This window comes from Pantoea sp. 1B4 (genome assembly GCF_016925765.1).
GTDB lineage: Bacteria > Pseudomonadota > Gammaproteobacteria > Enterobacterales > Enterobacteriaceae > Pantoea > Pantoea agglomerans.
In genome coordinates this window covers 3473789-3487717 of record NZ_JAEUWZ010000001.1, presented here as the reverse complement: position 1 = coordinate 3487717, position 13929 = coordinate 3473789, and the positions used below count along the sequence as shown (strand labels likewise).

The 13929-nt window shown below is 54.7% G+C and carries 9 protein-coding genes and 2 pseudogenes; 7 read left to right on the top strand and 4 right to left on the bottom strand.

The features are described from left to right. Positions 1–237 precede the first annotated feature (237 nt). The 3 genes and pseudogenes from JNO11_RS16700 to JNO11_RS16690 all read left to right on the top strand — a co-directional run bounded on the left by JNO11_RS16700 (position 238) and on the right by JNO11_RS16690 (position 6075). A pseudogene (locus JNO11_RS16700) lies at positions 238–1954 on the top strand (autotransporter assembly complex family protein). Next, a complete protein-coding gene (locus JNO11_RS16695; RefSeq protein WP_033758895.1) occupies positions 1951–5718 on the top strand; it encodes a translocation/assembly module TamB domain-containing protein in 3768 nt (1255 codons plus the stop codon). The pseudogene JNO11_RS16700 and the gene JNO11_RS16695 overlap by 4 nt, the downstream one beginning before the upstream one ends. A 2-nt stretch (positions 5719–5720) precedes the next feature. Beyond that, positions 5721–6075 (top strand): annotated as a pseudogene (locus JNO11_RS16690) (gamma-glutamylcyclotransferase). Positions 6076–6134: 59 nt separating this feature from the next. Here the strand turns inward: JNO11_RS16690 and ppa are convergent. The 3 genes from ppa to JNO11_RS16675 all read right to left on the bottom strand — a co-directional run bounded on the left by ppa (position 6135) and on the right by JNO11_RS16675 (position 7689). Further along, positions 6135–6665: an inorganic diphosphatase gene (gene ppa, locus JNO11_RS16685; RefSeq protein ID WP_003855519.1), complete on the bottom strand. Its 531-nt coding sequence runs from the start codon at positions 6663–6665 to the stop codon at positions 6135–6137. Between the two features lie 102 nt (positions 6666–6767). After that, on the bottom strand, positions 6768–7217 hold the full coding sequence (locus tag JNO11_RS16680) for a DUF441 domain-containing protein (protein ID WP_003855520.1): 450 nt from the start codon (positions 7215–7217) through the stop codon (positions 6768–6770). A 61-nt stretch (positions 7218–7278) separates the two neighbouring features. Beyond that, positions 7279–7689, bottom strand: coding sequence for a lysozyme inhibitor LprI family protein (locus JNO11_RS16675; RefSeq protein ID WP_320513747.1), 411 nt, complete (start codon positions 7687–7689; stop codon positions 7279–7281). Between the two features lie 169 nt (positions 7690–7858). On the opposite strand from JNO11_RS16675, the gene JNO11_RS16670 reads away from it, so the two are divergent. After that, positions 7859–9418, top strand: coding sequence for a methyl-accepting chemotaxis protein (locus tag JNO11_RS16670; protein WP_010256457.1), 1560 nt, complete (start codon positions 7859–7861; stop codon positions 9416–9418). 156 nt (positions 9419–9574) lie between these two features. Beyond that, positions 9575–10150, top strand: a complete 576-nt coding sequence (locus JNO11_RS16665; RefSeq protein WP_325177516.1) for a hypothetical protein — start codon at positions 9575–9577, stop codon at positions 10148–10150. 141 nt (positions 10151–10291) lie between these two features. Here JNO11_RS16665 and fbp read toward each other — a convergent pair whose 3' ends face one another. Beyond that, positions 10292–11299: a class 1 fructose-bisphosphatase gene (gene fbp, locus JNO11_RS16660; protein ID WP_010256459.1), complete on the bottom strand. Its 1008-nt coding sequence runs from the start codon at positions 11297–11299 to the stop codon at positions 10292–10294. A gap of 168 nt (positions 11300–11467) precedes the next feature. On the opposite strand from fbp, the gene mpl reads away from it, so the two are divergent. Together mpl and JNO11_RS16650 are read left to right on the top strand one after the other, a co-directional pair. Then, complete coding sequence (gene mpl / locus JNO11_RS16655) at positions 11468–12820, top strand: UDP-N-acetylmuramate:L-alanyl-gamma-D-glutamyl-meso-diaminopimelate ligase (RefSeq protein WP_325177515.1); 1353 nt, start codon at positions 11468–11470, stop codon at positions 12818–12820. Positions 12821–13176: 356 nt separating this feature from the next. Beyond that, complete coding sequence (locus tag JNO11_RS16650; RefSeq protein WP_010256466.1) at positions 13177–13917, top strand: oligogalacturonate-specific porin KdgM family protein; 741 nt, start codon at positions 13177–13179, stop codon at positions 13915–13917. The last annotated feature ends 12 nt before the right edge of the window (positions 13918–13929 follow it).

Here is a 13929-nt window from a genome sequence, read left to right as displayed (position 1 = left end):
TCATATCGGACTGATCATTCCGACCCGCAGGAGTTGTATCGCTCACCCCATTTACCGACAATAGCCCCGTTATTTGACTCAGATGTCAGAGTTGCACCGCCGTTTGCCATAAAGTGCGGCTATGATGAGGATGTTGCCGTTGCGGTAGTGCGGGCAAAGAAGATTAATAAGCGCCCCGCGGAAAAGGGGCCGGCATGATTAACAGGAGTACAGGTGCCACGATTTTATGTTTATTGCATGGCTGGCCTGCTGCTTGCCGCGCCCGCCCTTGAGGCGGCGACAGTGCGATTACAGGTAGACGGCTTATCCGGGGATCTGCAAAAGAATGTCAGAGCGCGTCTGTCCACCATCGGCAGCGATGAGGTCTCGAATGATGGCCGCTTTCGCGCGCGCGTTTCTGTTGCGATAAAAGAGGGGCTGCGCGCGCTCGGTTATTACGAGCCCACCATCGATTTTGAATCCCGCCCCGCGCCTGCGCAGGGGGGACGACCGGTATTAGTGGCACACGTAACGCCTGGTGAACCGGTAAAAATCGGCGGCAGCACGATTGTGGTTGAAGGCGATGCGCGCAATGACGCGGATTACAAAGCCTGGGTGAAGCAGGGACGCCCTGAAGTGGGCAGCCAGCTTAACCACGGGCAATATGACAAATTCAAAAGCGGCTTCTCTAATCTCGCACTGCGTAACGGCTATTTCGACGGCACGTTTAAAAAAAGCCAGCTTGGTGTCTCGGTGGAGCGGCGTGAAGCGTTCTGGGATATCGACTACGACAGTGGCGAACGCTATCGCTTTGGCGACGTCACTTTCCAGGGATCGCAAATTCGCGAAGAGTACCTGCAAAACCTGGTGCCGTTTAAAGAGGGGGGACTACTACAGCTCCCGCGATTTAGCCGAGCTGAATCGCCGCCTCTCCGCTACCGGCTGGTTTAATTCGGTGGTGGTCGCGCCGGAATTCAGCAAGGGACGACAGACCAAAGTGCTGCCGCTGAGCGCAGTAATGTCACCCCGCACCGAAAACACCATTGAAACCGGCGTCGGCTATTCCACAGACGTCGGTCCGCGCCTGAAAGGGACCTGGAAAAAACCGTGGATCAACGACAGCGGCCACAGCCTGGCGGCCAGCGCCTACGTTTCCGCGCCGGAACAGCAGGTCGATCTCAGCTACAAAGTGCCGCTGCTGAAAAGCCCGCTTGAGCAGTACTACACCTTCTCCGGCGGCCTGAAGCGCACCGACCTAAACGACACCAAAGCGGATACCACGACGCTTGCGATGTCGCGCAACTGGGACAGCAGCAGCGGCTGGCAGAAGGCGGTCAACCTGCGCTGGAGCCTGGATCACTTTACTCAGGGCAGCGTGACCAACACTACTATGCTGCTCTATCCCGGCGTCAGCGTAAACCGTACCCGTTCCCGTGGCGGCCTGATGCCGACATGGGGCGATTCACAGCGCTATTCGGCAGACGTCTCTGATACCACATGGGGTTCAGACGTCGACTTCCTGATCCTGCAGGCGCAAAACGTCTGGATCCGTACCCTTGGCGACAGTCATCGCTTTGTGGCGCGCGGCAATCTGGGCTGGATCGAAACCAACGACTTCGAAAAAGTGCCGCCGGATCTGCGCTTCTTTGCCGGTGGTGACCGCAGTATTCGTGGCTACAAATATAAAAACATTTCACCGCGCGATGATGACGGCAAACTCACCGGTGCGTCAAAACTCGCCACCGGATCGCTGGAATATCAGTACAACGTCACCGGGAAATGGTGGGGCGCAGTGTTTGTCGACTCGGGCGAAGCGGTTAACGACATCAAGCAAAGTAACGTCAAAACCGGTGCGGGCGTCGGCGTGCGCTGGTCTTCACCGGTTGGCCCAATCAAATTTGATATCGCCAGACCCATCGGGGATGACGAAGAGCATGGATTACAATTTTACGTAGGGCTGGGGCCAGAACTATGAAGCTGTGGAAAAAGGTCCTGATCGGCATTCTGATCTTTCTGGTCGTGCTGTTGGGTGGGGTGGCATTTTTAATCGGTACCACGCCTGGGCTGCATTTAGTGCTGAAAGGTGCGTCGCGCTGGGTGCCGGGCCTGTCAATCAAGCAGGTCGATGGTGGCTGGCGTAACCTGACCCTTAACGGTCTGCGTTACGAAATGCCCGGCGTCAGCGTCGATGCCGGGCAAATTCATCTGGCGGTGGATCTCAACTGCCTGCTGCACTCCTCCGTGTGCGTTAACGATGTCTCCCTGCGCGATATCAGCGTGGTGGTCGACAGCAAGAAAATGACGCCAGCGGCACCAGCGCCGGAAGAGGAGAGTGGCAACACTAACCTCAGCACGCCATACCCCATCACGCTGCGTCACTTTGGCCTGCACAATATCAATGTCAAAGTTGATGACACCGCAATATCGCTGCTCGACTTCACCACCGGCCTGCAGTGGCAGGATCGTGCGCTGACGCTGAACCCGACCCATATTCAAAGCCTGCTGATTGCGTTGCCGAAAGCGGCGAAAGTGGTCAATGACGAGGTGGTAGAACCGAAAGTCCAGCAGCCACATCCCGCTGAAAAACCGCTGGGTGAAACGCTGCAGGCGATGTTTGCGCAACCCCTGCTGCCTGAAATGCCTGATTTCCGTCTGCCGCTGGATATTGAGGTGCAGCAGATTCTGGGTGAACAGCTGCGCATTACCGGCGACACCGATATTTCCGTCAGCCGGTTGCTGCTGAAAGCCAGAACCGCCGATCGTCAGATGCAGCTCAGCACGCTGGAGGTGGACTCGAACCTCGGCAACCTGAAGGGTAGCGGTCAGGCGACGCTGGCGGATAACTGGCCGGTCGATTTCTCCCTTAACGGCACAGTGAATACCGATCCGATTAAAGGCGAAAAGCTCGCGCTGAAACTTAATGGCGCGATGCGCGACGAGCTGAAGATGGGGCTGAACCTCTCCGGTCCGGTGAATGCGCAGCTGGACGCCACGACCCAGCTGGCGGTGGCGGGACTGCCGCTGTCACTGAAGCTGACCAGTCCGCAGTTACGCTGGCCGCTGACCGGTCCGGTAGCGTATCAGGCGGATAACCTGGACTATCAGTTCAAAGGCAAAGCCACCGACTATGTGATGTCGCTGCAGACTGCCGTGAAGGGTGAATCTGTACCACCGGCGACGATCTCGCTGACGGGTAAAGGCAACGTTGAGCAGTTCAGCCTCGACCGCCTGCGCGTGGCTGCGCTGCAGGGCAATATCGATCTCACCGCGCTGGTGGACTGGAGCAAGGCGATAAGCTGGCGCAGTGAGCTGACGCTGGCGGGAATCAATACCGCTAAACAGTATCCCGACTGGCCAGCAAGGCTGGATGGCAAAATCACCACCCGCGGCAGTTTGTATGGCGGCAGCTGGCAACTGAGCGTGCCGCAGCTACAGCTGAAAGGCAATGTGAAACAGAATGCCGTGACCGCTGATGGCTCCCTGACCGGTAACAGCTACAACCAGTGGACGGTGCCGGGCATTAAGCTGGCGCTGGGACGCAACCATCTGGATGTTAAAGGGGCGCTGGGCGATAGTCTGGATCTCGATGCCAGCATCGACGCGCCCCAGCTCGACAATGCGCTGCCGGGTCTGGGCGGCGTCATCAACGGCACAATAAAAGCGCGGGGTACCCTGAAAGCACCGCAGCTGCTGGCCGATCTCAATGCCCGTGGATTGCGCTGGCAGCAGATGCAGATCAATCGCGTTACTCTGAATGGTGACGTCCGTTCCGGCGAGCAGGTGGCGGGTAAACTGCAACTGCGCGTCGAGCAGCTGAAGCAGGATGCGCTGAACATCAGCCTGCTGACGCTGAATGCCGACGGCAATGAGCATCAGCATCAGCTGAAGCTCAATGTGCAGGGCAAACCGGTCTCTGGCCAGCTGGCGCTGAACGGCAGCTTTGATCGCCAGACCGAGCGCTGGAAAGGGTCGCTGAACGACACCCACTTTGATACGCCAGTCGGTGAGTGGCGTCTGACCCGCGCCATGGCCATCGACTATCTGAACAGCCGCCAGACGGCAACCATCGGCCCACACTGCTGGCAGAACCCCAATGCGCAAATTTGTGTGCCGGAGCCGGTTGAAGCGGGCCCGGCAGGCAAGGCGCATGTGGTGCTGAATCGCTTTGACCTGGCGATGGTGAAGCCGTTTATGCCGGATGCGACTCAGCTTAGCGGCCTGTTCAGCGGCGACGTGCGCGTCAACTGGACTGCCGATGGCAGCCTGCCGACCGGTACCGTGGCGCTGAAGGGCAACGGCGTGAAAGTGGTGCAGGATGTGCAGGGCAACAATCTGCCGATCGCCTTTGACACGCTGAACCTCAATGCCGCGCTGCGAAACGGACGCGCCCAGCTCGATTGGCTGATCCGCATCGCCAATAACGGTCAGCTGGATGGTAACGTGCAGATCGACGATCCGCAAAACCGCCGCACGCTGGGCGGTAACGTCAACATCCGCAATGTCTCGCTGGCGATGCTCAATCCGGCGCTGATGCAGGGCGAGAAGATCAAAGGCAGCCTGAACAGCAGCCTGCGCCTGGGCGGCAGCGTGCAGCAGCCGCAGGTATTTGGTCAGCTTGGCCTGACGGGTGTGGATGTGGATGGCAACTTTATGCCGGTTGACCTGACCAGTGCCAACCTGAATCTGGTGTTTAACGGCATGAGCTCTACCCTGAACGGGCTGGTGCAGACCGGGCAGGGCAATATCAACCTCAGCGGTAACGCAGACTGGAGCCAGCTCGACAACTGGCGTGCGCGCATTGCGGCACAGGGCAGCCGGGTTCGCGTCACCGTGCCGCCGATGGTGCGCATGGATGTCTCGCCGGATCTGGTGTTTGAAGCGACGCCAGCGGCCTTTAACCTTGATGGCCGGGTCGATATTCCATGGGCGCGCATCACGGTGCAGGAAGTGCCGGAAAGCGCCACTGGCGTTTCGTCGGATGAGGTGTTGCTGGATAAACAGCTGAAGCCGATTGCACCGCAAACCGCCGCGATTCCGATTAACAGCAATCTGGTGATCCACGTCGGCAACGATGTGCGACTCTCTGCGTTTGGCCTGAAAGCGAAGCTGAATGGCGATCTGAAAATGGTGCAGGATAAGTCAGGACTCGGCCTGAACGGTCAGATCAACATTCCGTCCGGTCGCTTCCACGCTTATGGTCAGGATCTGATCGTGCGTAAAGGCGAGCTGCAGTTTGCCGGTCCGCCGGATCAGCCTTACGTCAACCTGGAAGCCATCCGTAACCCGGATGCCACCGAAGATGGCGTCACCGCGGGTCTGCGCGTCACTGGCCTGGCGGATGAGCCAAAAGCGGAAGTCTTCTCCGATCCGGCGATGTCGCAACAGGAAGCGCTTTCCTATCTGCTGCGCGGTCAGGGATTGGGCAGCGACGGCGACAGTAACGCCCTCACTTCAGCACTTGTTGGCTTAGGGGTTGCACAAAGTGGGCAGGTTGTGGGTAAAATCGGGGAGACATTCGGTGTCAGCAATCTCGCTGTTGATACTGCCGGTGTTGGCGACAGCCAGCAGGTGCAGGTCAGCGGCTATGTGCTACCGGGTCTGCAGGTAAAATACGGTGTTGGCATATTTGATTCACTGGCGACGTTAACCTTGCGTTACCGCCTGATGCCTAAACTCTATCTGGAAGCCGTGTCCGGTGTGGATCAGGCTCTCGATTTGCTCTATCAGTTTGAGTTTTAGCAATGCGAATAATTGTCTACGGCAGTTTACGGCGCAAACAGGGAAACAGTCACTGGATGACGAATGCGCAGTGGCTGGGTGATCACCAGATTGAAGGCTTTGAGCTTTACAGTCTGGGCCATTATCCCGGCGTGATTGAGGGCAATGGAGCGGTACATTGTGAGGTGTACCGCATTGATGCCTCAACCCTTGCGGGAGCTGGATGCGCTTCGCACCAAAGGGGGAGAGTACAAACGTTATCTGACTCAGACGCCGTTTGGCAGTGCATGGCTTTATGTCTATCAACGCTCAGTGGCAGGACGCCAGCGCATCATGAGTGGTGACTGGCTGAAGCGCGATGAGGAGCCAGAGGCCTGAACAAAAACACCGTCCATCCGGACGGTGTTTTTTTTTCGACTCACAAACCGGCAGCAGAATTACTTCTTCTGTGCGCGCTCGTAAGAGGAGATGATTTCAGCTTTAGCGGCTTCGGCATTATCCCAGCCATCCACTTTCACCCATTTGCCTTTTTCCAGATCTTTGTAGTGCTCAAAGAAGTGGGTGATCTGTGCACGCAGCAGTTCTGGCAGGTCGTTCACATCTTTGATGTGATCGTACTCTTTAGAGAGTTTGGTGTGCGGAACGGCAACCAGTTTGGCATCTTCGCCAGACTCGTCGGTCATTTTCAGCACGCCAACCGGACGGCAGCGGATCACTGAGCCTGGAACCAGTGGATACGGGGTCGGAACCAGTACGTCAACCGGATCACCATCCAGAGAAAGGGTATGGTTGATGTAGCCGTAGTTGCACGGATAGAACATGGCGGTAGACATGAAACGGTCTACAAACAGGGCACCAGACTCTTTATCAACTTCATATTTGATCGGATCAGCATTCGCTGGGATCTCAATGACAACGTAGATATCTTCTGGCAGGTCTTTACCTGCTGGCACCTGGTTCAAACTCATCTGGCATTCCTTCAGTAGTCGTATGTTGAGTGTCGGCTATTATAGCCAACTGACTCTGAAAGTATGCCCCCCCTTTTTGGCGTTTCGGAATGCGCCCAAACGCTACTTAGCCGCCACAAACAGCGAAACAATGCCTGCGGCAATCAGTGGTCCTACCGGCACCCCACGGAAGAACGCCACGCCAATCACTGTACCAATCAGCAGACCACCAATCACCGAAGGCTGGACGCTCATAAAGTTCACGCCACGGCCGCCCAGCCAGGCGACAAAGATCCCCACCAGAATCGCCACAATCGACTTCCAGTTAGCAAACGACTTGATCAGCGCAGAGGCGGGCAGTGAGCCGCTTGCCAGCGGGGCCATCACCGCCACGGTAAGAATAATGATGCCTAAGGTAATGCCCTGTTTTTCTACGTAGGGGAAGAACTGAGCCAGCGGGGTAATTTTAATCGCCAGCAGCACCAGAATCGAAATCGTGACCGCGTTGTTGTGAACGAAATAACTCAGCACGGCGAGGCAAATCAGAATGATGGTCGAGGCGTAAGCAGCCATGGTTTCTCCCTGAAGGTTAATGAGCGCGCTGACTTCAGCCAGCGCAAAAGCCGGTTATCGATCAGCAGTCATCGGGGTTAGCACAGCTGCCTTTACCAAGTGACTGCAGCATCAGTGCCTGATTGCGCACCAGGCTCAGGCTCTGAGCGCTCAGCGCCACGCTGCCCAGCGAGCCTTGCGAACTGAGCTGGCTGCGGCTCGCCTCAAGCCAGCTGTCGCGGTAGCTCAGCCAGGCGCGCTGCGCTGCACGCAGTTTGTTTTTAGGTTCGCCGGAGAGGGTTTTCATCAGTTTGTTGTACTGCTTATTCATCTCCTGATCCCAGGCCCGATTAGCCGCAGCGTAGCACTGGTTCATGGCAAGGGTAGTAGAGGCGTCATTGAGGCAGCGATCGGGCGAGGCGTCTGTCGGCAAATCCTCTGCCAGCGCCGCCGTGCTGAGGCACAGCAGCATCAGAAGTAATCCTGGTTTCATTCTTTTCTCCGGATAACGGATAAGCGGCGATTAGCTTGATGGATGTTCCCGTGATGATCAAGTTGTTAACACTAATCAGGGTTAAAGTTTCGCGCCGTTACTGCCGATACTTCATCCGTTTTAGGGCCGCTGGAAAATTTGCCTTTTCACATACACGGAAACTATCTGGATGAAACAGTTATCACTTCGCACGGGGTTGCTGGCATTGCTGGCATTTATGACACTGCTGCTGTTGGCGGTGAGTTTTATGGGTATCGTGGCAATTAACAAAGGGAATCGCTCGCTGGATGTGATCAACCGCATTCAGGGGATCGAGCTGAACAGTCTTTACCAGAGCAATGCCGATCTGATGCGGGCCCGCGCTAACGCCGCGCTGGCGGTGCGTAAAATTGAAATTGGTTTGCTGGAAGAGGGGGCGGCAGTAACAAAACTGTCGCAGGCGGATGTGGTCTCATCACAGCAAAGCCTGAAGCGCTTTGTGGACGCCGGAACGGTGACGGCGCACGGCAAAAAGCTGGCCGATGCGGTTTCGGCCAGTTACAAAGCCTATCTCGACCAGGGCATCAAACCGATGATGAACGCCCTGGATAAGCAATATACCGACGAGTATTACCAGCTGCTGGAAGGCAACCTGGCGACGCTGGCGGCCAGCTACAACAAGGCTGTCACGGACTTCAGCCAGCTGGCCGATCAGATCACCCAGGCCCAGCTGGCGCAGGCGGCCTACAACGAAACCAAAATGAAAATCCTGATCGCCGTGGCGGTGGTATTAACACTGCTGCTGCTGGTGCTCGCCTGGCAACTGCTGCGCCGGATGCTGCTGCAGCCGCTGAACCTGGCCATTCTCCATCTTGAGCAGGTCGCGGCGGGCGACCTCTCGCAGGCGCTGCCACCGTCGGGCAACAATGAGCTGGGGCGGCTTAATCATGCGCTCGCCGGGATGCAGCAGTCGTTGCGTACCTCGGTGAGTCAGGTGCGCGAAGCGAGTATGCAGATCGACATCGGCAGTCGTGAACTGGCCGCGGGCAACGTCAATCTGTCGCAGCGTACCGAAGAGTCCGCCGCCTCGCTGGAGCAGACTGCCGCCAGCATGGAGCAGCTCACGGCAACCGTGCGGCTTAACGCCAGCAATGCCCAGCAGGCGCACCAGCTGGCTAACGCGGTCTCTGATACTGCCGATCGCGGCGCGGAGGTGGTCTGCTATGTGATGGAAAAAATGCATGAGATTACCGACAGTGCCAATCGTATCGGCGACATTCTTGGCGTGATTGATGGTATCGCCTTCCAGACCAATATCCTGGCACTCAACGCCGCCGTTGAAGCGGCGCGCGCAGGCGAACAGGGCCGTGGCTTTGCGGTGGTGGCAAACGAAGTGCGCACGCTGGCGCAGCGCAGCGCTAACGCGGCCAAAGAGATCCGTACGCTGATTAGTGATTCACAGTCGAGGGTGAAAGAGGGCAGCGAGATGGCGACGCGGGCCGGGGAAACCATGGATGAGATTTCTGGTGAGGTCATGCGCGTAACGGCACTGATGAAAGAGATCTCGATGGCCTCCGACGAACAGAGCCGTGGCATTGAGCAGGTCAATCTGGCGGTCACACAGATGGATGCGGCGGCGCAGCAGAACGCGGCGCTGGTGGAGCAGGCCACCGCCGCAACCCAGTCGCTGGAAGCGCAGTCCGATCAGCTTCAGGCAACCATGGCGCAGTTCAGGTTGCAGACGGCGTAAAAATGGTGAGCGCATTTATGATGCGCTCATTCTTTTTTCTCATTTTTACTAAAGTCGACATGTTAACTGTTCTTTGAGCCTAAGTTATTTTTATCTAATGTTTTTTTAGTTAGCATGGATAATAAATCATTATTGTAAATAATCAGGACTGAGAATATGGATACTGTATTCGTTGAAACCCTTGAAAGGCTAACTTCCCTGTTGGAGCGTTCGCCTCTTAATGTCATGTTGGCTGTGATATTGCTTACTTTATTTTATTTATGTCGGCGGATTGCTAAAAATATTAAGGTCGAACATGTTTTTCAGCATACACTTAGCAATAAAATTAAACTTTTGAAAAATAAAATTAATGATGGAATTATCGAAAAGGAAGAGTCAACGCATCTTAAGAATCGTTATGTGACACTATCGAATCAGCAGATTTATGGTATAAAAAACAGGATAATTCAGCAGGAAGTTATTGGCATCATTAACCATTCGAGTGAAATAACAGATTTTAAGTATTTTGCTGTCCATCAATATGTTTTGAGTATCGATAATGGTGGAAAGCTATATTTCAATAAATCTAAGATAAGCTCCAGAATTTGCACTGCTTTTATGCTTTTAGTTATAGGTCTGGCAGCATTGGCATTGGGGATATTCATAATGTCTGCTGGCTCCTTTTTTTGGCTTATTCATCAGTTTTCTGGGGCTGCTTTTATATTTTGCAGGATTAGTTCATTTTCCCGCTAATTCAGGTATGCGCAAACGAGCTGAAAAAGAGATAGCCCATTATTACCAGCATCGCGATGCGGCTGAGACGCACTATTAGCGAAACAATAAAAAAAGCCTGCATTGAGCAGGCTTTTAAAATTTTACCTTACCACTGCCGGATTAACCCTGACGGCAATCCGGGAACTCGGCCAGGAAACGCTCAACGTCGTTCACCATCGCCTCGTTACCGCAGTAGAACGGACAGCGCTGGTGCAGCGTGACCGGTGGAATATCCAGAATACGCTTCTGACCGTCGCTGGCTTTACCGCCCGCCTGCTCTGCCAGGAACGCCATCGGGTTGCACTCATACAGCAGACGCAGCTTACCCTGAGGATGGCTGGCGGTGCTTGGGTAGAGGTAGATGCCGCCTTTCAGCAGGTTACGATGGAAATCCGCGACCAGCGATCCGATGTAACGTGAGGTATAAGGACGGTGCGTGGGCAGATCCTCTTCCTGACAGAACTTCAGATATTTCTTCACACCCTGCGGGAAACGAATGTAGTTACCTTCGTTAATGGAGTAGGTGTAACCCGTTGGTGGATAGGTCATACGTTCGTGGCTGAGGCAGAACACACCCAGAGACGGATCGTAAGTAAACGCATGCACGCCTGCACCGGTGGTATAAACCATCATGGTGGAGGAGCCGTAAACCACGTAACCGGCAGCGACCTGCTTGTTGCCTGGCTGCATGAAGTCCGCTTCAACAACCGGCGTACCCGGCTCGCTGACGCGGCGGTAGATAGAGAAAATGGTGCCGACGGAAACGTTAACGTCGATGTTAGAAGAACCATCCAGTGGATCCATTAACACCACGTACTTACCGTTTTCTTCACCTTCAAAGATCACAAACTCGTCTTCTTCCTCAGAAGCGATACCGGCGACGATGCCGCGTGCTTTCAGTGCTGCCTTCAGTTTCTCGTTGGCAAACAGATCAAGTTTCATCTGCTGCTCACCCTGAATATTCTCGACGCCGCTGGCACCCAGAATATCCACTAAACCGGCTTTGTTGATATCGCGGTGGATGATTTTGGCACCCAGCTTAATAGCGGAAATCAGCGCTGTCAGTTCACCTGTAGCGTGCGGAAAGTCATGCTGCTTCTCGACGATAAATTCGCCCAACGTTTTCATAACACATTCCCTGAATCTTCGATGGAGTGGCAGCACGCGTAACAGTCTGCCAACGGATGCGTACGCAGTTTAGCCGATTGAACTTCAAAAACCATAGTCCTAATCCGTTTCTTCCATCTGCGAGCGGCGTTACACTGTGCGCCGAACTTTTGAGTAATGGATCACGTAATGCGCATTCACATCCTCGGGATTTGTGGCACTTTTATGGGCGGTCTGGCGATGCTGGCCCGTTCACTTGGTCATCAGGTGACCGGGTCAGACGCCAACGTTTACCCACCTATGAGTACTCTGCTTGAACAGCAAGGTATTGAATTAACAGAAGGTTATGACGCCAGTCAGCTTGACCCGGTGCCTGACCTGGTGATAATCGGCAACGCGATGACGCGGGGTAATCCTTGCGTGGAAGCGGTGCTGGAACGCAACATTCCTTACCTCTCTGGCCCGCAGTGGCTGCACGATTTCGTGCTGCGCGATCGCTGGGTGCTGGCGGTCGCGGGAACCCACGGCAAAACCACCACAGCCGGCATGGCAGCGTGGATTCTCGAGGCCTGCAGCCTTGAGCCAGGCTTTATTATTGGTGGTGTGCCCGGAAACTTCGATGTCTCGGCAAAATTAGGAAAAAGTCCATTCTTCGTGATTGAGGCGGATGAGTACGACTGCGCGTTTTTCGATAAGCGTTCCAAGTTTGTCCATTACTGCCCACGTACGCTGATCCTCAATAATCTTGAGTTTGATCACGCCGATATCTTTGACGATCTGCGGGCGATCCAGAAGCAGTTCCACCATCTGGTGCGGATCGTGCCGGGCCAGGGCAAGATCCTGCTGCCGGAACATGATCCTAACCTCAAACAGGTGATGGCGATGGGCTGCTGGAGCGAACAGGAGAACGTCGGCGAGCACGGGCGCTGGCAGGCGAAGAAGCTCACCAACGATGCGTCTCACTGGGAAATCTGGCTCGACGGCGAAAAAGTCGGGGAAGTGAACTGGGCGCTGGTGGGTGAACACAATATGCACAACGGGCTGATGGCGATTGCTGCCGCGCGCCATGTGGGTGTGAAGCCGGAAGATGCAGGCCAGGCGCTGAACAGCTTTATCAATGCGCGTCGACGGCTGGAGTTGCGCGGCGAAGTGAACAGCATCAAAGTCTATGATGACTTCGCCCACCATCCGACCGCGATTCTGGCGACGCTGGCTGCCCTGCGTAGCAAAGTTGGCGGCAGAGCGCGTATCCTGGCTGTGCTGGAGCCACGCTCTAATACCATGAAGATGGGCGTCAGCAAGAACGATCTGGCACCGTCGCTGGCACGTGCTGATGAGGTCTTTCTGTTCCAGCCGCACCATATTCCGTGGCAGGTATCAGATGTCGCAGAAGCGTGCATTCCGCCTGCGCACTGGAGCGCGGATATCGATACCCTGGTGGAAATGGTGGCCAAAGCCGCTCAGCCAGGCGACACGATTCTGGTCATGAGCAACGGCGGGTTTGGTGGCATCCACCAGAAGCTGCTGGACAGGCTGGCATAATGTCACAGGCGCCCGTTTCGGGCGCTTTTTTTTTAAAAAGCATTATCTCCGGAAATATTATTCCCTCAATAAATCCCGCATATTTTTGAATTCGATCTGCTCACTCTTCCTGCCGTTGCCATATTTTTATTGTTAGTGTCTGAAACAGAAAGGCCGCTCTCGCCGGTTATTTCTAGCATCATCCCTGTAGTAACTGAGGAATAATAATTAACGCGTTAAAGTTAAAGGGATAAATAACAGGTTCTCTTTATGCGCGCTCTTATATTGATGAGGGTTTTAAATATAAGTTAACTCTGGGTTAAACGAATGAGTTCGGATAATTCATTGCTCTGATTACCACTAATAAGGATGTTCATATGGGAAATAATAATTCATTGTCGTTTTTGCTGGGCGCCGCGTTGTTATGCAGTTCTGCTGCGGCGCTGGCCACGGCCACCGTTGATTACCGGCATGAGTACCGCCTTCGCGACCGCACGCACTACGACAAGCTGGGTCTGAGCACCACGCTGCCGGACAATATGTTTCTCGGCGTCGAAACCAAATTCAAAACCGGCGGCGCCGATCCAAAAGACAAATATTATAACGACACCGTGTTAAACGTAGTGGAGGTGACCTTTCTGAAGTCGTATTACTGGGGAAACTGGACAGTGTCGCCTTTTATTCAGCCAGAATTTAACTCCTCGCGCACTGAATGGAAATTTGGTGTGGCACCCTGGTATAAATTTAATGATCGCTGGTCTCTCGGTGGCCTTTATCGTCTTGAGCTGACCGATTATGCGCATGACGATCAATGCCGTACCGGCGGTATTGATTATTGCGATACTGACCGGCATCGCACTGCCAACCGTTTTGATCTCTATCTGCGAAATAAAAGCGATCGGCTGACCACCACCTATAAGCTGGTGTATAAACACGCGGATGCGAAACTCTTTGCCAATAAACATGATGATTACGAACAGGAGTTACAGTTCGATTATGCGCTTGGCAACGATCGCGTCTGGGTGCCTTACGTCACCTTTGGCGATATCGGACGTTCTGCGACATCGAGCGAACGCCAGCTGCGGTTGCGCACCGGTATTCTCTATATCTATCGATAAATGCGCTTCCGG